The sequence below is a fragment of the Oxalobacteraceae bacterium OTU3CINTB1 genome (genome assembly GCA_024123955.1).
Lineage (GTDB): Bacteria > Pseudomonadota > Gammaproteobacteria > Burkholderiales > Burkholderiaceae_D > Rugamonas.
In genome coordinates this window covers 3,472,982-3,493,535 of record CP099652.1, presented here as the reverse complement: position 1 = coordinate 3,493,535, position 20,554 = coordinate 3,472,982, and the positions used below count along the sequence as shown (strand labels likewise).

The following is a 20,554-nucleotide window of genomic DNA, read 5'->3' as shown; positions in this document are numbered from 1 at the left end:
AATCGTTCGGGTAGACATCAATTTATCTTGACCATGGCGCCGCCATTGATCACCATCATCGCTCCAGCCTTGGCTTCAATATTGGCGTCGGCGGCGATCTCGATCTGGGCCGACTTGATGGTGATCTTGGCCGCCTCGATCTTGATGCTGCTGCCGCCCACCTTCAACTCGATCGACGTGCCGGCCTCGATCGCGATGGTGGTGCCCACCTTGATCTTCTGCGCGCCGTCGACATCGACCTTCTGCTCGCCGCCGATGGCGACGGTCTGGTTGTTTTTAACGGTCTCCTTTTGATCGTTGCCGATGTCGATGGTCTGGTCGTTCTTGACGGTCTCCCGTTGATCGTTCCCGATCGTGAGGGCTTGATCGTTCTTGATGTCGATGGTCTGGTCGCCCTTGTCGGCCTTCTCAAAACCGACCTTCAGCGTGTCGTTGTTCTTGACGACGCGGTTGTAGTCTTTCTCGGCCTGGACAAACACTTCCTCGCTGCCCTTCTTGTCCTCGAAGCGCACCTCGTTGAAGCCCTCTCCGCCCTTCGACGAATTCGATTTGAGGGTGGACTTGGTTTGCTCGGCCGGCAACGCGTACGGCGGCAGCGCATCCGAGTTATAGACGCAGCCGGTGATCAGCGGGCGGTCTGGGTCGCCCTCCAGGAACTCGACCACCACCTCCATGCCGATGCGCGGAATGAACATCGTGCCCCAGCCCTTGCCCGCCCAGCTTTGCGACACGCGCACCCAGCACGAGCTTTTTTCATCGTCCTTGCCCAGGCGGTCCCAATGGAACTGCACCTTGACGCGGCCGTACTTGTCGGTCCAGATCTCCTCGCCCGCCTTGCCGACCACCATCGCCGTTTGCGGCCCCTGCACCACCGGCTTGCGCGCCACCGGCAGCGGCCGAAACGCAAAGGCCGTGCCGATCGCCGCCAGCGTCACCTGGAACTCGACGCCCCCGCCGCCGCTGCGGTAATCGGCGCCCTTGATCGCGTAACCGGCCTCCGTCACCAGATAGCTGCGGTTCTGGTCCTCGCGCGGATGCTCGGCCAGCGTGAACAGCCGGCCAGTGCACAGCGCGCGCGCGTTGCTGGTGGCGTCGATGCGTTCGCCCTGGCCGTGCAGGCTTTCCATGCGCCCGCGCGCCAGCGCGGTGCCGTCGGCGGCCAGCGTATAGCCGCCCGGGTAATCGAACATCTCGAACGCGGACTGCTCGAAAGGCGCCGCAATCGTCGACTTCACCAGCAAGCCGCCGCTGTTGCTGGCGGCGGCCTTCTCGAAATCGAAATCATTGAGCGCGAAGGCGCTTGACTCGATTTCGCCCGACGCCGACCATGCATAGACCATCTCATCATCGGTGCTCAGGCGCCGGTCCTCGCTGGAAAACTTCAGCGCATCGCCGGGAATGGGCACGTGCGCGCCATAGGAATCGGCCAGCACCATCGTGTGCTTGTCCGCATCGTGCGTGAAGAAGAAGTAAATGCCGGCACCCTCCAGCAGGCGGCAGACGAAATTGAAATCGGTCTCGCGATACTGCACGCAGTAAGGCAGCTTGGCGTAGCTGCCACTGAGCGCGCCGGCCGACAGATCGACCAGGCCACCGTACGCGGGGGCGCCGCACACCTCGGCGACGATGTCGGGCACCGACAGGTCCTGGAAGATGCGGCAGTTCGAGGCGCGCGTCAACAGCCACAGCCACGGATGGACGATGGCCTCGTAGGCCGCCGCGTCGCCATCCCAGCCGTTGCTGCGAAAGCGCGTGACGACGCCGTTAAAATGCCGCACACCGCCGTCGGCCAGGTTGACATGGATGCCCATCGGCTTGCCCAGCACGTCACCGATCTTGATATCCTTTTTGGCGCTGCTCATCTGGACGCGGTATTCCGACAGCCGACCCAGCTGCTCTGTGCCGCTCATCGAATGGAATAGCAGCGTGTCGTCCGCCAAGGCGGAGGTCACGGATATGTCGCGGTTGGCTTGCGTTGCGGGCATCGGAATCTCGGTTTCTTGCGTGTTAAGGAATCATGGTCTTGACAGTGCCGGCCATGCTGAAGGCGATCACGCCACCCCAGTTGCACATACATTTCGAAACGTTGTCGAGCGCCGGCATATTGGCGATCAACACGGTCGACGCGCCGGGCACCCACGGCGCGCTGGTGGCCGGGATGCACGGCATCGGCGTCAGGACGCCCAGCGCGGCGGCAGTCGCGGCGGCGACCATCGGATTGGCCACGGAGTTGCACATTCCAAACGGCATGATGTTCACCATGGGGATGTGGTCCATGATGTTGGCCGCCGGTGGACCTTCGGCCAGCACCTTGTTCTTCGGTAGCACCACCAGCGACGACGGCGCGACGCCGAAGGTACAAGTCATCAGCGCGCCCATCGACACTTGATTTGGCATGATTTTTCTCTTATCTCAATGAGCCGCGCGCCGAGCGCGACCCAAATTACGTGGGCAAACCTTGGCAATATCTGACCATGTGTTGACCATGAAACATGGTCCAATCATCAGTACGTCGCGCATCGAACGCAAATCGACCGCGCTTGGTGAACACCTTGAATTTCGCGTTGGCTTCGAAATCAGCCTGTTCATTTGGAGTACAGTAACTAACCTCCCACTCGATCAGAATCCACCGCCCGACATGCGACTTCGCAGGTTCACACTCCGCGCTCCATGTCACTTCAAAATAGGAACTCAAAGTGGCATTCGCCGCGAAGAAACGGGCGTGCTCGGTGAGCGAATTTTCAAAATCGATCATGGAAGAGTTACCGTGATAGGTTCCCGCAACCAAATTTGTTTGTATGAAATCGCCACCCATCTGCTTTCCTCGGATGTGCAACCACTCCCACGATCCTTTCGGATTGCTCGCTGTTTCTCGTGCGTGCTCCACCGCGTGAGTGAATGCGTTGCAATCCTTCATTGCGGCTTGAGTCGACGTAAAAGAAAACAGATGCTCTCCTTTCTGCACCAGCGGATTCACGCCGACGGTAACGCGAGCCACATCGGTTTTGACACACGTGGATGAGCCCAGCGCGGAGGGAATGGCCATTAATACATTATCTTTTATAACCCCACTCTCCACGTTTGGCAAATATACAAATGATTGACCACGCGTCAGCGATGTCTGTGCCATGCTTAATGTCTCTTTATCGACGATCTCCATTTCCAAATCGCCCTCATCCGCTTTATCAGCCGCTACCTTCTGGCGAAAAGCTTCAGATGCCTTAGCGGCCTCAGCGCTGCCGCTGACGTGCCAGAGCCGCACGGGTTTCTTCAATCCCCTCGATCCATATCCTCTCGACTGGCGTGCGCGAAAGCTCTTGGGCTCTTTCGCAGCCGCTACATAGTTATCTAATTCATATGCTCCCGGCCTGAAATCTTTCATCTTTCCCTGTGTGGGAAAAAATCGACAAAATTCGATAGTTTCGCCCACTGTCCGCACGAACACCCGGTCCCTGGGCGATGTTCCGCTTGACAAAATATATCGGTAGTACTGCTCATCATGCAAGACGAAGTTGTCATCTATTTTTTTATAGATACGATAAGCCGGGCGACCGTTTTCGTCATTTTGTTGGAGGTAAAATTTCATTTTATTAAAAATCTCTCACAAAGGAACGATTGATTACTTGATCTCGACATAACCGTGCGCCTCCCTTTCCGGGCATGGCTTTCGATACGACGCGGCCAGCCACCGTCAAGCCCTGCTTGACGCCTGAATGTTCGTTCCGCAGGATTTCGTGCAACGGAAATCCGACGTTCTTTTTGTACCATCCAAATTGCCCGACACCCCAAGGATAAAAAAGTGTCGTACGCTTATCGAGTCCGAACTGCGTCGTTAACTGTTTTCCGTGTGCGACAAGGAAGAAGGTCTTCAATTCCGTCACTCCGACTTCCTTGGGGTGAATCAACAACACATTTTTTCCGAGATCGGTTTGCATAGCGGTTCCTCGCATCGTGGAAAAGATGGCCTACGGCGCGGATCACGCGCCCGGCTGAAAACTAAATTTTGAGTTTCTCCGATAGGGTGCTTGAACCGTCCCTATTGAAATAATGAAAAGCCCTCATAACGTATTCGGCTGAGCCCGTTGGCAGGCATATACGGCGCATCAAGGCTAAGTCCTCCAAAGGCGTCATGCACCGCGTAGCAAAAATCAGTTCAGTTAAAAATGGAAATCTCCCGATGCCCTTAGTATTTTCGGGAAAAATCGGCGATGTGGCTTTTGCCTCTCGAGCAAAGCAATACACACCAACGGCCATACGAATCGCAATCTGGGCTCTTAACTGCTCATGCTCGTCGTCGCTAATAAAAACTGTCAACATTCGCCAATGCGTAAATCTCGTTATGCCTTCCCTTTTCTTTTGTAATTGATATTTCATGTTATCAAGACTACTTCGCACTGTCGCCTTTAACTTTACAGTTCTCGCAGTGGCTTCGGTATTCGTATCGCTATTTATATACTTGACAACTGTCCCGACATCATACGGTCCCGCTGCATTTGGAAACACCGCAGCGGACTCTTTGACTCCAGGTGGTCCCTCAAACTCATAGCAGGTGTCGGACGCGATAGAGCCATTCGGATCATGTTCGACCATCACCATATGGCCGGAGTCGCTTGGCGAGTGTCCAATCCATGCTTGAAACGTAATATTCGGCATACAAGATCCTTTGGAAATAAGATCACGACATCCCTACCCGGGGTCAAGTCTGACATTGAGACAGGTGCTCAACTCAAGCCGGCAGCAGCGAAAACATCTAGCCCCCTTTGCTGAGTACGTGTCCGAATGTCAGACTTGACCCCACCCGCATTCATCGGTTCTACCTGGTTTGACGGTGCCGGACATGGCGAACTCCGTCACCGACGAGCTGCCCACCCGCCAATTTGGCGATTTCGCTGTTGAGTACGTGTCCGAATGTCGGACCTGACCCCGAAGCCCTGCCGCGTCATTGATCTGCGTGACCTGCGCACCAACAACCCGGATATTTTTATTGAACCATTTCACTTTCATTCATGTATTCCTATATAAATATATGCGTTTCGTAAGCGCGATTCGATTTGACATGATCGAATAAACCACTACGGAGGAAAGGGGGTAGTCTGATATTCCGGGCGATACTAGGCCTAGGTCGGGTCCGAATGCCAGGCCGGACCCCGAGACCCCGCCCACCTGCGAATGTCAGACCGGACCTTGTCCATTCTTCCAAAAAGCAAATCACGATGTCCTCGCATGTCTCAAGGTGTGGAGGGTTCGACATCGACGTCGATCGCCGTCCAGCCGCTATCAGACTTGCCCAGATTTTTCAACAGGTCGGCGGAGAAATAGAATTTCGCGTCGTAGGCAAGTCCCGGGGTGACAATCTCTGCTGGCGTAACGACCTTGCCTTCGGGCAGGTCGATATCCGCCAGGCCAAACAGCGCCACATCGATCCAGTCCTCGATCGAAAATATGCTGGTTTGCTTATTCCGGTCAGAGCCGACGTTGGACACAGCATGATGAAATCCACCAGTCTGCGGATACGACGCTCCCAGTTTGTTATGCACTTGTATCTCCGTATTTTTGCGGGCCGTTTTCGATTCCGGACTGCGCTTGTCGGTGCGTTCTCCTGACAGATATTCATAGGTAATCTGTATGTTGGCAGGATCCCCTTTTGCGATATCGGAGATGAACGCGGCGTGATAGCAGGCAGTCACGAAGGCACAGCAAGTGGTGCCGTGCCGTTCCGAGAACGGCTTGCTTTCATTGATTGCGCGGTGTGCCCATTTGACTGCACGGTAAAGCGCGTCGAACTCGAACGGCCGGGATTTGGTCGTGGCAATCGAAAGAGGCGTTTGCTGCAACGCCTTGATCGCGCGCGCCCGATCTTCGCTATAGGGGGTCGTGCCAGGCCCCTTCACCGTGCCTGCTGGCTTGGACCATTGAAAGGCAAACGCTGCCGCAATGTGCCGCACCTGACCTCGGTCGCGGGTCAGCCTGAAGGCGCGCAATTCACCTTTTTCCTCTGGCGGCAAGATGGGGTCATGCACGACGATATCACCGGTTCCTGGCGCATGTACTTTCATCCCTGGCTTGACCACGATGGCAGTATGCCCAGCGTTATAGATAAGGATGTCGCCAACTAGCAGGTCCCTTGCCTTTGTCATAATTCCTCGCAAAAAAAGATTGTGCGGTCTGCCCGTCGGGAGACGCGCAAAGAACACTCCGGGTCTCAGACCGTAAATGCATAGTCGAACTCGCCATCGGCCACGCCGACAGTCACTCCCTCGACCGGCCGCCCCTTCATCATCCGGTGCAGGAACTCCTTCGACATGTCCGGCAGCATCGTGTTGGTCAGAATCGCGTCGATCATCCGGCCACCCGATTCGCCCTCAGTGCAGCGCGACACGACTAAGTGAACGACGTCCGCGCTGTAATTGAACGGGATCTTGTAGCGCACCTCGACACGCTTCTTGATGCGGTCCAGCTGCAGCTTGACAATTTCGCCCAGCATCGCGTCCGACAGCGGGTAGTAGGGAATGGCCACCATCCGGCCCAGCAGCGCCGGCGGGAAAACCTTCAGCAGCGCCGGACGCAGTGCCTTGGCCATGTCGTCCGGCGCCGGCATCAGGTCCGGGTCTTTGCACAAACCAGCGATGAGTTCTGTGCCGGCGTTTGTCGTCAGGATGATCAGCGTGTTCTTGAAATCGATGAAACGCCCTTCCCCATCCTCCATAAAGCCCTTGTCGAAGACCTGGAAGAACATCTCGTGCACGTCCGGGTGGGCTTTCTCGACCTCGTCGAGCAGCACCACGGAGTACGGCTTGCGGCGCACCGCTTCGGTCAGCACGCCGCCTTCGCCGTAGCCGACGTAGCCCGGCGGCGCGCCTTTCAGGGTCGATACCGTGTGCGCTTCCTGGTATTCGCTCATGTTGATGGTGATGAGGTTTTGCTCGCCGCCGTACAACGCCTCGGCCAGCGCCAGCGCGGTCTCGGTCTTGCCGACGCCAGATGTACCGGCCAGCATGAACACGCCGATCGGCTTGCTCGGGTTGTCGAGGCCCGCGCGCGAGGTCTGGATGCGCTTGGCGATCATCTCCATCGCGTGGTCCTGGCCGATGACGCGCTTGGCCAAGGACGAGGCAATCGTCAGGATGGTTTCCATCTCGTTCTTGGCCATGCGGCCGACCGGGATGCCGGTCCAGTCGCCGACCACGGCGGCCACCGCCTGATAGTCGACCGTCGGCAGGATCAGCGGGCTTTCGCCCTGCAGCGCGGACAGCCTGGCCTGCACGTCCTGCAGTTGCGCTTTAAGGTCGTCGCGCTGGCCGTCGCTCAGCGGCGCCGGCGGCGCTTCGGTGCCGGCAGCCGCTTCGAGCTTGCTGCCGGTGCCTTCCACCGGTTGGGCGCCGTCGCGCAACCGCGCGCGCAGCGACAGCAACTGGTCGACCAGCGCTCGTTCGTCGTTCCAGCGCGTTTCCAGGCCGGCCAGGCGTTCGCGTTCGGCGCGGAGCAATTCGTTCGCGTCGGCGGCGCGCTTGCCCGTGTCGATGCCGATCGCGCCTTCGCGGCCGATGATGCCCAGTTCGACCTCCAGCGCTTCGATGCGCTTGCGGCTGTCGTCCACTTCGGCCGGCGTGGCGTGCAGGCTGACGGCCACGCGCGCGCAGGCGGTGTCGATCAGGCTGACCGATTTGTCGGGCAACTGGCGCGCCGGGATGTAACGGTGCGACAGCTTCACGGCCGCTTCCAGCGCTTCGTCGAGGATTTGCACCTTGTGGTGTTTTTCCATCGTCGAGGCGACTCCCCGCATCATCAGGATGGCGCGTTCCTCGCTCGGCTCGTCGACCTGGATCGATTGGAAGCGGCGCGTCAACGCCGGGTCTTTTTCTATGTGCTTCTTATATTCGGCGAAGGTGGTGGCGCCGATGGTGCGCAGTGTGCCGCGCGCCAGGGCCGGTTTCAGCAGGTTGGCTGCGTCGCCCGTGCCGGCCGCGCCGCCTGCGCCGACCAGCGTGTGCGTTTCATCGATGAACAGGATGATGGGCTTCTGGCTGGCTTGTACCTCGTCGATGACGGAGCGCAGCCGTTGTTCGAACTCGCCCTTCATGCTGGCGCCGGCCTGCAGCAGGCCGACGTCCAACGTCAGCAACTGCACTTCCTTGAGCGACGGCGGCACATCGCCGCGCGCGATGCGCTGGGCGAAGCCTTCCACCACCGCCGTCTTGCCGACGCCGGCCTCGCCGATCATGATCGGGTTGTTTTGGCGGCGGCGCATCAGGATGTCGACCATCTGGCGGATTTCGTCGTCGCGGCCGACGATCGGGTCCATCTTTCCGCTGCGCGCCTGTTCGGTCAGGTCGACGGTGAATTTCTTCAACGCTTCCTGCTTGCCCATCGCTGCCGGGGCGATGGCGCCGGAGGCTTCGCCGGGCGACGCACCGCCGCCCGAGAAGCCGTCGGTGGCGACCATCTTCGCTTCAGGCGATTCGCGCAGGAGGCTGGCGAAGTTGTCGGTCAGGTGTTCGAGCTTGATTTTCTCGAACTGCTTCGACATGCCATACAGCGCGTTGCGCAGGCCGGTGGTTTTCAACAAGCCGATGATCAGGTGCCCGGAGCGCACCTGCGATTCGCCGAACATCAAGGTGCCGTACACCCAGGCCCGTTCGACAGACTCCTCCAGCTGGGACGACAGGTCGGTGACGGATGTCGAGCCGCGCGGCAGGCGGTCAAGCGCCGCCGTCAGGTCGCGCGCCAGCGCCGCAGGATCGAGGTCGTACTGCCGGATGACGCGCACCAGGTCGGAATCCTGCAGCTGCAAAATCTGGTGCAGCCAGTGCACCAGCTCCACGTATGGGTTGCCGCGCAGCTTGCAGAACACGGTGCTGCTTTCGATCGCCCGGTAACACAGGCTATTCAGTTTGCCAAACAATGCAACACGGCTGATGTCGGCCATGATTTTCCTTTAACGTGGGTGTATCAATAACTGGTCGTGATGCCCCTGCGGCGCGGCGCTGGCCAGCCAGCTGGTCCAGCCAAGCCGGGTGCCTCCCGTGGCGGCGCCCAGTCGTAACGGCGGCCGCTCGTGTTTGTCCAACACCAGCCGCAGGTCCCAGTCGAGCGCCAGGCCGGCGTAACTGCGCACCCATGCCTGCAGGCGGCGCAAGCTGTCGCCACCGGGCAGCAGCCGCTGATAATCTGCATACGGAATCGGCCCGATGACGATGCGGAACTTGGTCTGACAATCCCAGACGCCGCGCCCCAGCACCATCGAGCCGCCCAGCCGGTTGCCCTGCTCGGCCTGGCCGATGCGGCTGTAGGCGTCGGCCGGCAGCCGCATCCAATGGCCGACGAATTGCTCGACGTGCAGAGGCAGCTTGAAATAGGCGCGCAGGATCGACACCAGCCCCGATGCCGGCCGGTTGCGGCTGGCCATCAGGCCGGCGAAATGCAGCTTGGCGAAGTCGCTCAGGTCGTCACGCTCGCGCAGCGCCGGCGCGCCGATGCCGAACAGGCTGCCGACAAACATCGAGTAGCGGTCCGCGTCCGCCCGATCAAGACTGATGGTCGGTTCGGCGCTGGCGCGTGCACGGTAGAACAGCGCGAGCATGCGGTGGTGGAAGACGTCGAGGAAGGCGAGCATCGTGCTGTCGCCGCCGTTGCGCAGGCGTCCGCGCACGTATTCGGTCAAATGCGTCGGCAGCGGACCGTTGGCGCCCAGCAGTCCGAAGAAATTGACCGCCAGCCGGGCGCGCGACTCGCCCGAGGCGCGCTTGAACTGGCCCAGCGCGGCGGCGTGGAAAATCAGCTCCGGGTCCTGGCCGAAGCGCACCGCGTCGTCGCGCGGGCGCAGGGAGGCGCCGATGCGCGGCAGCTCCGGGTGGGCGTTTTCAATCAGCCGCAGCGTCTGGAAGAAGTCCATGCGCGCGGCGTGCCGTTCGAGTTGGAGATCGAGTTCTACAGGATCGCGCATACGCCCTCCCTTGCCTGCCAACGCATGATGTCGCCGCGTGCGAGCGTCTTCACCACGGTTTCGGTGAAGGTGTTGATCGAGACGTACTGGCTGAAGAACCGGCTCAACACGGCGCCCAGCAGGAAGGCGCCGCTGCCTTCGAAGGCGGCGTCGTCGAGCGTGACGCTGATTTCGACGCCGCGCCCGAAGGTGATCGGGCCCGGCGACGGCATGCGCCGCGTGACCGCGCGCGAGGCGACAGAGCGTACACCGTCGACCTGGCGCTGGGCGTTCACGTCGGTGGGCGGACAGTACAGCGACAGCATCTCGCGCAGCGCGGCGGCGCCTTGCGCGGCGTCGCTGTCGACCAGCGACAGGTAGTTAAGCGACAGGTGGTTCAGCAAGCGCCAGGCGACGCTGCCCTCGGCGATCGACGGGTGCGGCTGGCTGGGGCCGGCCAGGCAGCGCGCCGCCAGCAGCGGCGCGCCCGAGTCGAGAATGAAGTCGGTCTTGCCGACGCCGATCGGCATCGACAGCGGCAGGTCGCGGTTGGTGCACCACACCGACAGGCCCAGTTGGCGCAGTTCGGCGCGGTACGGCGCCTCTGCCGCGTCGACGATGGAGATGAACGCTTCGCTGCCGATGTAGCTCGAACGCGGGCCGTCGCGGCGCTGGCGCTGCGAGATGGTGCGCGGCTCACGGCGGATCTGGAAAAACGCCCGCTCCTGCCGGGCGCCGGCGATATCCTTGGCCGTGTAGAAGGGCCGGAACGCCTGCTCGGCCTGGTTGCCGCTGCCGTAGCCGGTCACCGAATCGACTTGGTACACCTCGTAGTCCATCGGCCGGGTGCGGTCCACCAGCACGTGGTACTCGAACTGCTCGCCGGTGACGTTGATGCGGTCGGCGCGGCGCTGGAACAGGTTCACCACCGGCGTGCAGTGCAGCGCGAAATGGGAGGCGTCGAGCGTTTTCTCCAACTGCGCGTCGGCCTGGTCCAGCAGGACGGTGAGTTCGACTTCTGTGTCGGCGCACTGGCGCAGCGCCTCGCCCAGCCCGCCCAGCTCAACGAAATGGTAGCGCTGCGGGAAGGCGAAATACTCGCGCAGCAGGCGATAGCCCTGAAAAGTTTGATCGCCGCTGGGCAGCAGCGCCTCGTCCTCGGCGAAACCGAGCGGACGCACGGCGCTTTTTGGTAGCAGCCGGTGCCAGGCGGCCGGCCGGCCGATCGGAGTGGCCAGCACTCCGACGGCATGGCCAAGCAATTTTTCGTATATGCGCACCGGCATGTCCTCGGCGCCGCGCAGGTGAAGGCTCAAGCTATCGAGCGGTAGGTCCTTGAAGGCGACGCCGCCGCAGGTACGCAGGCGCAACCGGATGCCGGCCTTGACGGCGGGCGGCAATACCACGTTCAAGCCGGCCTGGTGGCCGCCATGGGTGAAGAACTTGGCTTCCACCAGCTCGATCGGCCACAGTGTGACGGCGTGGCCGCTGCGGTATTCGCAGGCCGTGTTGTCGCCGGCTCCCAGCACGCTGCGCAGGGCGCTGCCGCGCGGCACGAGGTAGCCTTCCTTCAGGCTGGGGTTGCTCAGGTCCGGCTGCAACTGCACCACCGCCATCGACGGCGTCGGCGCCAGGAACTGCGGATACACCAACTCAGAAAGGTGCTGGGTGAAGCGCGGGAACTCGGCGTCGATCTTCATCTGCACCCGCGCGGCCAGGAAGCTGAAGCCTTCGAGCAGCCGTTCGACGTACGGATCGGCGCATTCGAAGCCGTCCAGGCCGAGGCGGCCGGCGATCTTCGGATAGTCGCGGGCGAACTCGCCGCCCACTTCTCGCAGGTGTTGCAGCTCCTGGCTGTAGTAACGGAGGAAGCGCGGGTTCATGACGCGCTCCGAGCATCGGTTTCGGTGAGCACGACCGCGGCGCGGTCCAGGTCCAGCTCGGTTTTGAGGTACAGCCGCTCAGGATAAGGCTGGGCCCACAGGTCGGCCTCGATTTCGAAGATCATCTTGTTGTGGCCGACCTGGGCGGTCGCCAGCGCGCGCACGCTCACCGACGAACGGATCAGGCGTGGCTCGAAGTCCCAGATGGCTTGGCGGATGCCGCGTTCCAGCTGGTTCAGGTTCAGGCCCGAGACCGGGATACCCGAGATGTCCGGCACACCGTAGTTGATGACCGAACTGGCGACGTACGGCAGCTTGGCCGCATCCAGCACGGACAACAGGTTGGTGCTATTGAGCAGCCAGGCGAGGTCGCGCAGCACACCCTCGCGCAGCGTGCGCAGCGACAGCACGCGGCGCTCGCGCGATTCGACCGCGCTGCCAGGCTCGTCGTCGCTGAGGCGGTCCAGCAGCGATGGCTGCAGGCGTTCGCGTGGCGCCAGCTCAGCCATCGACGGCTCCTTCGGCGCCAACCGCGTCGGCGTCGGTATCCGCTTGGGCGTCGAACTCGATCAGACGCACGTCCATCAACGGGTAGTCGCCAGCGTCCGAGACCAGCATGCGCTGGCCCAGGCCCTGGCCGGCGGAGCCGCCCTCCCCGATCCATTCGGTGCGGCGCGCCAGCAGCAGCGCCTCGTCGTCGCTGGCCGCCGTGCCGTTATATCTAGTGGGTATCAGGCCGACGGTTTGCGCGCCGTTGGTCCAGGTGAACGAGGCCGGCGTCCAGACGGCGTCACGCAGGTCCACCGGTGCATCGAGTTCGATGCGGCTGATGCGTTGCAGCGGTATCCAGAAATAGCGGCCGTTGACCAGCGCCTCAAGCACCGGCCCGAGGCGCTGATCGGCGTCGGCCAGCCATTCGAAACGCTGGCCGTCGATGTTGCCGCCGACGGCCGGCGCCAGTTCGAAGGCCTGGGCGCGGGCCGAGGTGGAGCGTTCCGCATCCCCTGCGGCGTCGGCCTTGAGCGCCTCCAGCAGCAGCGCCTGCCAGAGTTGCGGCTGGCCGAAGATGAGCGGCGCGCGCGCGCCGCCGAAAATGTCGCCGCGCAGCGCCTCGCATTGGATCGCCTCGCGGTAGGTCTGCACCATGGGCAGATTGTCGGCGTCCAACTCGCCGGCCACATTCAATTGCGTCAGGGCACGGTTCCACTGGCCTAGCACGCAGAGCAACTGAAACAGGAAAATCCGGTATTTTGGATTCGCCGCGTCCTTGCGCACCTGCTCCTGCAGTGCGGATAGGGCGGCGACCAGCTTACCTTCTTGTATCAGCTCTTGCGGAGTCATGATGTTCCAATTCAAAAGTTCAGTGGACGATCGGATAGCGAGCGTCCCGGCAGCATTGCGGCGCCAGCTCTAAACCCTGCCGGGGCCTGCGGCCGACAGAAACCGGCCGCGGCACTTCCGCAGGCCGGTACCGTGCATCTATGCAGTCGCGGCCGTACCCTCGGCGTTGCCGGCGATATCCCATGCGAAGTCCTTCTTCTTATCCTCGGCGCCTGCGCCAGTCTGCGGCGTGTAGGAGAACGTCACCTTGGCAAAATTCAAGGTCACATTTTCCGTCAGACGGTCCTCGCCCCCGCTGCCGCCGGTCGACACCGACGTGACCATCACTTCTTCCATGATCATGTTGATATAGGCAATCTGGCCTGAGCCAGCCTTGCGTGCCAGCAGCGACACCTTGGGAATGTGCGTGCCTTTGGACAAGTGGATCATCAACGCGTTAGTGGCCGAGTCGATGTATTTGGTGAACGACAGATCCTGGAAATTGGCCTTGCCGGCGCCGCCGCCCTTGCCCATGTGGGTGGTGCCCGACTGCGAAAGGCCCCAGCTCCAGGCCAGCACGTCGATGTCGCCTTTGCCCCCTTGGACTTTGTCGGCCGACTCGCCCTCGATGCCTTTGCCCATATTGATGAACATATCTAATGCCATGATTTTCTCCTGTGTGCCGGCGCCATGCCGGCGGTTTTATGTGAAAAAGCGAAGCTTAGCCGGCCTTCGCCGATGGCAGCTTGGAGACCAAACGCAGCGACACGGTCAAACCCTCAAGCTGGTAATGCGGGCGCAGATAAAACTTCGAGGTGTAGTAGCCGGGGTTGCCCTCGACCTCCTCCAGAACCACCTCGGCGGCCGACAATGGTTTGCGCGCCTTGGTGCCTTCGCTGGAGTTGACCGGATCGCCGTCTACATACTGGTTGATCCATTTGGTCAGCCAGCGCTGCATCTCGTCGCGCTCCTTGAACGAGCCGATCTTGTCGCGCACAATGCACTTGAGGTAGTGCGCGAAGCGGCAGGTGGCAAACAGGTACGGCAGCCGCGCGGCCAGGTTGGCATTGGCGGTGGCGTCCGGATCGTCATACTCGGCCGGCTTGTGCAGCGACTGGGCACCGATGAAGGCGGCGAAGTCGGTGTTTTTCTTGTGCACCAGCGGCATGAAGCCATTGGCGGCCAGCTCCGCCTCGCGCCGGTCCGAGATGGCGATCTCTGTCGGACACTGCATGTCGACGCCACCATCGTCGGTCGGGAAGGTATGCACCGGCAAGCCTTCGACCGCGCCGCCGGACTCGATGCCGCGGATGCGCGAGCACCAGCCGTACTCCTTGAACGAGCGGTTGATGTTGACCGCCATCGCGTAGGCCGCGTTGGCCCAGGTGTAGTTCTTGCTGCCGGGCGCCGAGGTATCCTCCTCGAAGTCGAACGCCTCGACCGGGTCGGTCTTGGCGCCGTAGGGCTGGCGCGCCAGGAAGCGCGGCATGGCCAGGCCGACGTAGCGCGAATCCTCGGACTCGCGGAACGAGCGCCAGGCGGCATGCTCCGGCGTCTGGAAGATCTTGGTCAGGTCGCGCGGATTGGACAACTCCTGCCACGATTCCATCAGCATTACCGACGGCGCGGCCGCCGAGATGAATGGCGCGTGGGCGGCGGCGGCCACCTTGGCCATGCCGGTCAGCAGCTCGACGTCCGGCGCGCTGTTGTCGAAGTAGTAGTCGGCGACGATGGCGCCGAACGGCTCGCCGCCGAACTGGCCAAACTCCTGCTCGTACATTTTCTTGAAGATCGGGCTCTGATCCCAGGCCGTGCCCTTGAATTTCTTGATCGTTTTGCCCAGCTCGTTCTTCGAGATGTTGAGCACGCGGATCTTGAGCATCTCGTCGGTCTCGGTGTTGTTAACCAGGTGGTGCAGGCCGCGCCAGGCGCCCTCGACGGCCTGGAACTCCGGCGTGTGCAGGATCAGGTTGATCTGCTCGCTGAGCTTCAAATCCAACGCCGCGATCAGGCCCTCGATGGTAGCCAGCACGTCGCCCGAGATGATGTTGCTGCCCACCAGTGCCTGCTCGGCCAGGGTGCGCACCGCGCTCTCGACGGCCTCCTTGGCCTTGTCCGACTGCGGTTTGAATTCCTTTTGCAGCAGGCTGCCGAAGTCGCTCATCTCGAGCGTGGCGACGGCAAGGGGTGCTTCTGCTTCGTTCAATTCAGCCATAGTGTTTCTCCAGGACGGTCAGATATTATTCTTGCGGTTTCGGGGCCGACGTCAGCGCCTGCATCAGCGCCGGTTCGCTCAGCAGTTTGGCGATCAGGTCCTCGGCGCCGGTCTTGCCGTCCATGTAGGTCAGCAGGTTCGACAGCTGGCCGCGCGCCTCGAGCAGCTTGTTGAGCGGGCCGACCTTGCGGGCGATCGCCGCCGGCGTGAAGTCGTCCATGTTCTCGAACGTCATCTCCACGCTCAGGTTGCCCTCGCCGCTCAAGGTGTTGGGCACCTGCACCGCCACGCGCGGCTTCATCGCCTTGAGGCGGTCGTCGAAGTTGTCGACGTCGATTTCGAGGAACTTGCGGTCGGCCACCGGGGCCAGCGGGTCGGCCGGCTGGCCCGACAGGTCGGCCAGCACGCCCATCACGAACGGCAGTTGCACCTTTTTCTCGGCGCCGTAGACCTCGACGTCGTACTCGATCTGCACGCGCGGGGCGCGGTTGCGCGCGATGAATTTCTGACTACTCTCTTTGGCCACGATACTTCCTCCATGATTGAACAACACGATTGCCGTCTTGCCGGCGACTGATTACTCCGGTGCGCCCTGCGGCCCCCGGATCAAACTGGCCTGCTTTACGCCATCGGGCGCCAGGTCCTCCAGGATTTCCATGAAGCTCATGGCCACCAGGCGCTTGGCGCGCAGCAGCAGCATGGGCAAGGGACTGGACGGCTCATGCTGTTCGTAATAGCCGATCAGTTTGTCGAGCACGCGCTCGACGTCGGCGCGGTTGGCGATCTCGCCGCTGATCGGCGTGGCGCGGCGGCCGCCGTCGGCGCCTACGGCGCCCTCTGCATCGACGGCGGCCGCTGGATCGTCGGGCAAGGCGACCGCTTCGACCCCAAGAAACTCGCGGCCGCGCCGGAGCAAGCGGGTCAGGCTGGCAAGGCTGAGCGACTGGGCGGCGCCGACCCGGCGCTCCAGCGCCGCCTCGATGCCGGCCGCGCTGTCGCATGCAAGCGCGATGGCCTGGCGCGCCGCCGTCAGGGCGGCGGCGTCGGCGTCGCGCATCGCCAGCTCGATCGACGCGAGCGCCACTTTCTCGACGCCCGGCGGTGGCGCCAGCTCGCCGGTGGCGATCTCCAGCATCTTCAGGGTCAGCCGTCCCAGTCCGGGCAGCACGATCAGACAGGCTTCCTTCAGGTCGCGCAGCACGGTGGCGTGGTCGTTCAGGATCAGCAGGGAATTGATGCGCAATGTCGGGTCCATGTCGTCGTCGGCGTCGAGCTGCGGATGGACGCCGTCCCACTGCTCCTCGAGCAAGCGCTGGATCAGGCGCAGGCCGTCGGCCAGCCCCGCCACCCCATGCAGCGCCAGGCCGGCGCGCAGCAAATGCACGGCCAGGCGCAGGTCGCGGCTACGCAGCAGCAAGGCGCGCGCGGTGCGGTCGATCGCCTTCCAGTCCGGCGGCACGGCGGCGGTGATGGTCGCGCCGTACTGCACCTCGGGCTTGCCCGCCACCTCCGACTCGAGCGCGACGAAATCGGGATCGTACTCAAGGTTCGGTCCGCACGGATCGTCTGCGTTGACGTCTTGCAGCAGCAAATCAAAGTCGATGACGGACATGGCAATTGGACCGGGTCGGACGTGCCGGGCGGCCGCGTTTCGCCGCCGGCTGGCACATGGTTATATTTGTAATGTGTACATATTAGTCAGGAGGATCGGGGACGTCTGTCCCCATAAATGATGACGGCGAAAAGCTATCGGCCGGACCCGGGAAGTGGTAATGCGGACTGCGGAGAGGAAGGAAATGAAGCGAAGAGACTTTCAAGGAGTGCGGACGCGCGCGCCGGCGCTGCCGGCCCCCGGCCGGCGCCCGCCACGCGTGTTCTCGCGTGGCGGACGGCGGCGGGTGACGGCGGGGTGACGCCGCGCTAACGCAACTTGTCCGCCAGGTCCTGGGCCAGTCCGCACATGGTCAGCGTGGGATTCCAGGAGCCCGACGTGGGAAAAATCGCGCCACCGGTGACATAAACGTTGCGCACGCCGTGCGGACGGTAGTCGAGGCCGACCACCGAGCTCGCCGGGTCCTCGCCCATCCACAATGCCGACGCCTCGTGCACGATCACATTGAGACGGATTTTCCCGCGCGGGGGCCGCGCCGGTCCCCATGCGCCGCCGTCGCCCTCGTCCGCGTCGGTCCAGTATTCGACCGACGGCGCCGTCCCGCCCCGGTTGACCATGGCGCCGATGGTTTGATAGGTCGCCTCGTCGAGCACGTCCCACAACGCCAGCTCCTCCGGTCCGGTTTCCAGTTGAACGCTAATGTTGGTCGTCGGGTCGGCGCCGCTATTGCGCCGGATCCAGTTGCGCGAATTCTTTTCGTTCACCTCGCCCAGGGTCGCGCAGACGAACACCACATACCCCTCCGAACCGGCCAGTTGCTGCGGCGACGCGATCGCTGCCGCGTCGGGCGCCTCGTGCGCGATCGTGCCGGCGTCGGCGGCCGGATCGGCAACCGCGAAGGCGCTGGCCTGGACGTGGTACTGGAAGCCGGCGGCATCCTTGCCGTCGAGGTAGAGCGCGGCGATTTCCAGCGCCGACAAATCCTTGAATGCGGACCTGCTCACGCGCGCGGTCACGTGCGACATGAAGTGGCCCGTGTAGCGCCGCCCGGCGTTGGGCAGCAGGTCGCCGAAGGAGTTCATCAGCAGCGTCGCCGGTGGGATCGTCCCCATCGCCAGGATGATGCGCGCCGCGCCGACCGTGACGACGCCGCGCCCGGTGTCGATCGCGGTCACGCCGCCCTGGTGGTCATGCAGCAAGCGGTTGACGGGGCAGCGGTCGACAATGCTCAGCGGCGCGCCATGGCCGTGCTGCGCCAGGCCCTGCTGATGCTGCTGCAGGTCGAGCAGCGTGCCGACGGTGGAGTACTTGTAGAACTTCACTCCCTTCCAATCCGGATTGCCCACCGCGATCGGCGCCGGATACGCATGTTGCGCCGTCGGCACGTGGCGCTGGTAGTTCTCGCGCAAGTTGTCGTCCAGTTGCCGCTGCAGTTCGCCGTAGACGCCGTCGCGCATGTCACTCATCGATTGCACGTGCAGGAAGGTCTTGGCGCGCTCCCAGAAGCCCGGTTGCAAGGTGACGTCGATCAGCGCTTGCGGCCAGTCGCGCATCAGCCCGGGATCGGGCGCGGGGCACCAGGCGCTCCAATAGGTCGAGCGTCCGCCCAGGACCGGAATGTAGCCGGCCTGGAAAAACTTCATGCCGGTGGTCGCCATGTCGGTGGTGCGCGACCACGGGTAGGTGGTTTGCGCCGACGTGGTGGCCTGGAACGCGGCCGGCAGCATCTGGTAGTGCGTCGGCAGCCAGAAGCCGCCCCGTTCGAGCATCAGTATGCGGGCGTGCCGATTGTGCTTGAGGCTTTGCTCGACGAAGGCCACGGCGGTCGGCCCGGTGCCGATGACGATGAAGTCGTAGTTGGCGTTGGCGACGGCGTCCCAGTCGCCGTGGCCGGTGAAGAAGGCGGCGCCGGCGACGCGGTCGGCATCGGCCGTTTGCGCGCCGGGGACCGGGTAGCCCTGCTTGTTACCGCCGGACCCGGCATGCGGCCCGGCCAGGAAGCGCTTGTAGTTGTGGCTCATGATCGCTCCTCACTTGGCGGGTGTCGATTGGGTCAGCGGCACGACGCGTTTGCCCCTCAGGTCAAATTGCAGGGCGCCGCGCGTGGGATTGGGGTGCGTCGCTTTATGCCAGGCGGGAAGCGACTTGAATGTCAGCACCATATCGAAGTCGGCAGCGATGTTGCCGGCATCCATGGGGTCATCGCCCTTGCGATTCTGAAACCATTTCAGCCATAACTCCGACCCCGGTTCGGGGGAGACAAAGTCGGTCGTTTCATTAAGGGTGGATGCTTGAAGGAGCGGATTCGCCAGCGCCGGCAGCAGGAAGGACGGGCTGGTATTGGCTGCGACGCTCCATTGCGCCGAACTGTGACAACTCATGCAAGACGAATTTTGAGCGTTTTTGACAGACTTGAATTTCGTATTTGAAAATGGTGCGGACTTGTTCTCGCCGTAGGGATAGACGATGTCATTCATCGCGCCATCGTTGGGGCCGGACAAGCGCCCGCCCCACCCCAACGTCTCGCTCGCGTATGGCGGGGCCTGCGGATTGACCCAATTCTGCACCAGAGGTGGCTGAGGGCCCGGAACGTATTTCTGCACTGGATCGTTACCCCACTGCGCGCCCATCACCACCATTTTTTTCCAGACGTCAGGCGAGGTGATCCGGCTGTCGTATACCAGGGTGGTGAACACCCAGCCGGTCGCGGGCGCGGATACGCTGTCCTTGACGATAATGTCGAACTGCATCAGATAAGTGTCTGTGAGCTTCCGGGCCGGCGAAAAGTTCGGATTGTTCGGCGGCGGCGGATAATCGGTCACGTTCGTCGTGATGTACGCAGGCCAGGACAAGGCGCCTTTCATGACAGGCCAATCCTTGGCGCTGACGGTGGTAAATGCCGCCTTGACGATGATCGCACCTTCGGGGAACTGCGTAGCTTCTTTCGTCATTACCGGTTGCATCCCGCTACTGCCCCAGATCTTGTTCAAGGTGACGGCGGCGGTCCGGTCGTAGTAGGTCAGCACGTAAGTGGTGAAAGACTTGTTCAATCCGCTTTTTTGAAACAATGAAACGTCCAGGTCACTTGATCCGACATACATGCCGTGTATCGGTTCACGTGTGCCGTCCCCCTTCACCGAGGCCATCCAAGGCTCGTTGTACCACCCACGCTTGCCGGCGTCCCAGTTCTTGTAGTCTTGCAGCAGCACCCGCATGTCGTCGCCGATCGACGCCTTCAGTGCTTCGGCGTATGCGCTGGCGTTGGCCACGGAAATGGGCTGATTCTTGATCGCCGCTTGCCACGGCATCGGCGGCTTGAGTGCGCTGGCCGGATAGGCGTAGCTCAGCTTGAACATCGGCCCCGAATACTCGGACGGCGGCGGCGACGGATTGGCGGAGTTGCCGAACGGATTCGGGGTTTGCGCCGCGGCGCCCAGGGCCACGCAGGTGCAGGCGGTGAAGAGGAATAGTCGGCTCAGTTGCATGTTCTTTCCTATCTTATTGAATTATTGGAGGAAGATCGTCGGACAAATGGGTGACGCTATAGCGGCTGGCCTTTCTGCGAAGAGTGGGATGGGAACAGCATTGAATTGGGCGCCGGC

The 20,554-nt window shown here is 62.3% G+C and carries 17 protein-coding genes; all 17 read right to left on the bottom strand.

Annotation, left to right across the window (positions count from 1 at the left end; genetic code table 11):
- Positions 1-17: 17 nt before the first annotated feature.
- The 17 genes from vgrG to NHH73_15290 all read right to left on the bottom strand — a co-directional run bounded on the left by vgrG (position 18) and on the right by NHH73_15290 (position 20,437).
- Complete coding sequence (gene vgrG, locus NHH73_15370) at positions 18-1,985, bottom strand: type VI secretion system tip protein VgrG (GenBank protein ID USX24009.1); 1,968 nt, start codon at positions 1,983-1,985, stop codon at positions 18-20.
- A 22-nt stretch (positions 1,986-2,007) separates the two neighbouring features.
- The gene (locus tag NHH73_15365; protein USX24008.1) at positions 2,008-2,397 is read right to left on the bottom strand and encodes a DUF4280 domain-containing protein; all 390 of its coding nucleotides are present in this window, start codon (positions 2,395-2,397) and stop codon (positions 2,008-2,010) included.
- Positions 2,398-2,443: 46 nt separating this feature from the next.
- Entirely contained in the window at positions 2,444-3,586 is a 1,143-nt protein-coding gene (locus NHH73_15360; GenBank protein USX24007.1) for a hypothetical protein, read from the bottom strand.
- Between the two features lie 4 nt (positions 3,587-3,590).
- Complete coding sequence (locus tag NHH73_15355; protein USX24006.1) at positions 3,591-3,935, bottom strand: hypothetical protein; 345 nt, start codon at positions 3,933-3,935, stop codon at positions 3,591-3,593.
- 61 nt (positions 3,936-3,996) lie between these two features.
- Positions 3,997-4,653, bottom strand: a complete 657-nt coding sequence (locus NHH73_15350; protein ID USX24005.1) for a hypothetical protein — start codon at positions 4,651-4,653, stop codon at positions 3,997-3,999.
- Between the two features lie 575 nt (positions 4,654-5,228).
- On the bottom strand, positions 5,229-6,137 hold the full coding sequence (locus NHH73_15345) for a hypothetical protein (GenBank protein USX24004.1): 909 nt from the start codon (positions 6,135-6,137) through the stop codon (positions 5,229-5,231).
- A gap of 65 nt (positions 6,138-6,202) precedes the next feature.
- Complete coding sequence (gene tssH, locus NHH73_15340) at positions 6,203-8,926, bottom strand: type VI secretion system ATPase TssH (protein USX24003.1); 2,724 nt, start codon at positions 8,924-8,926, stop codon at positions 6,203-6,205.
- 9 nt (positions 8,927-8,935) lie between these two features.
- The gene (tssG, locus tag NHH73_15335) at positions 8,936-9,943 is read right to left on the bottom strand and encodes a type VI secretion system baseplate subunit TssG (protein USX24002.1); all 1,008 of its coding nucleotides are present in this window, start codon (positions 9,941-9,943) and stop codon (positions 8,936-8,938) included.
- Positions 9,928-11,805 carry a type VI secretion system baseplate subunit TssF gene (gene tssF, locus NHH73_15330; GenBank protein ID USX24001.1) on the bottom strand — a complete coding sequence of 626 codons (1,878 nt, stop codon included), beginning with the start codon at positions 11,803-11,805 and terminating at the stop codon, positions 9,928-9,930. The genes tssG and tssF overlap by 16 nt, the downstream gene beginning before the upstream one ends.
- Complete coding sequence (tssE, locus tag NHH73_15325) at positions 11,802-12,314, bottom strand: type VI secretion system baseplate subunit TssE (GenBank protein USX24000.1); 513 nt, start codon at positions 12,312-12,314, stop codon at positions 11,802-11,804. Before tssE ends, tssF begins: the two co-directional genes overlap by 4 nt.
- Positions 12,307-13,146 carry a tetratricopeptide repeat protein gene (locus NHH73_15320; protein ID USX23999.1) on the bottom strand — a complete coding sequence of 280 codons (840 nt, stop codon included), beginning with the start codon at positions 13,144-13,146 and terminating at the stop codon, positions 12,307-12,309. The genes tssE and NHH73_15320 overlap by 8 nt, the downstream gene beginning before the upstream one ends.
- A gap of 138 nt (positions 13,147-13,284) precedes the next feature.
- Positions 13,285-13,791 (bottom strand): type VI secretion system tube protein Hcp, encoded by a 507-nt coding sequence (locus NHH73_15315; protein USX23998.1) that lies wholly within the window; start codon positions 13,789-13,791, stop codon positions 13,285-13,287.
- A 55-nt stretch (positions 13,792-13,846) separates the two neighbouring features.
- Entirely contained in the window at positions 13,847-15,340 is a 1,494-nt protein-coding gene (tssC, locus tag NHH73_15310) for a type VI secretion system contractile sheath large subunit (protein USX23997.1), read from the bottom strand.
- 25 nt (positions 15,341-15,365) lie between these two features.
- Entirely contained in the window at positions 15,366-15,866 is a 501-nt protein-coding gene (gene tssB / locus NHH73_15305) for a type VI secretion system contractile sheath small subunit (protein USX23996.1), read from the bottom strand.
- A 51-nt stretch (positions 15,867-15,917) separates the two neighbouring features.
- Positions 15,918-16,952 carry a type VI secretion system protein TssA gene (gene tssA / locus NHH73_15300; protein ID USX23995.1) on the bottom strand — a complete coding sequence of 345 codons (1,035 nt, stop codon included), beginning with the start codon at positions 16,950-16,952 and terminating at the stop codon, positions 15,918-15,920.
- Between the two features lie 308 nt (positions 16,953-17,260).
- On the bottom strand, positions 17,261-18,973 hold the full coding sequence (locus NHH73_15295; protein ID USX23994.1) for a GMC oxidoreductase: 1,713 nt from the start codon (positions 18,971-18,973) through the stop codon (positions 17,261-17,263).
- Between the two features lie 9 nt (positions 18,974-18,982).
- A complete protein-coding gene (locus NHH73_15290) occupies positions 18,983-20,437 on the bottom strand; it encodes a hypothetical protein (GenBank protein ID USX23993.1) in 1,455 nt (484 codons plus the stop codon).
- Positions 20,438-20,554 lie beyond the last annotated feature (117 nt).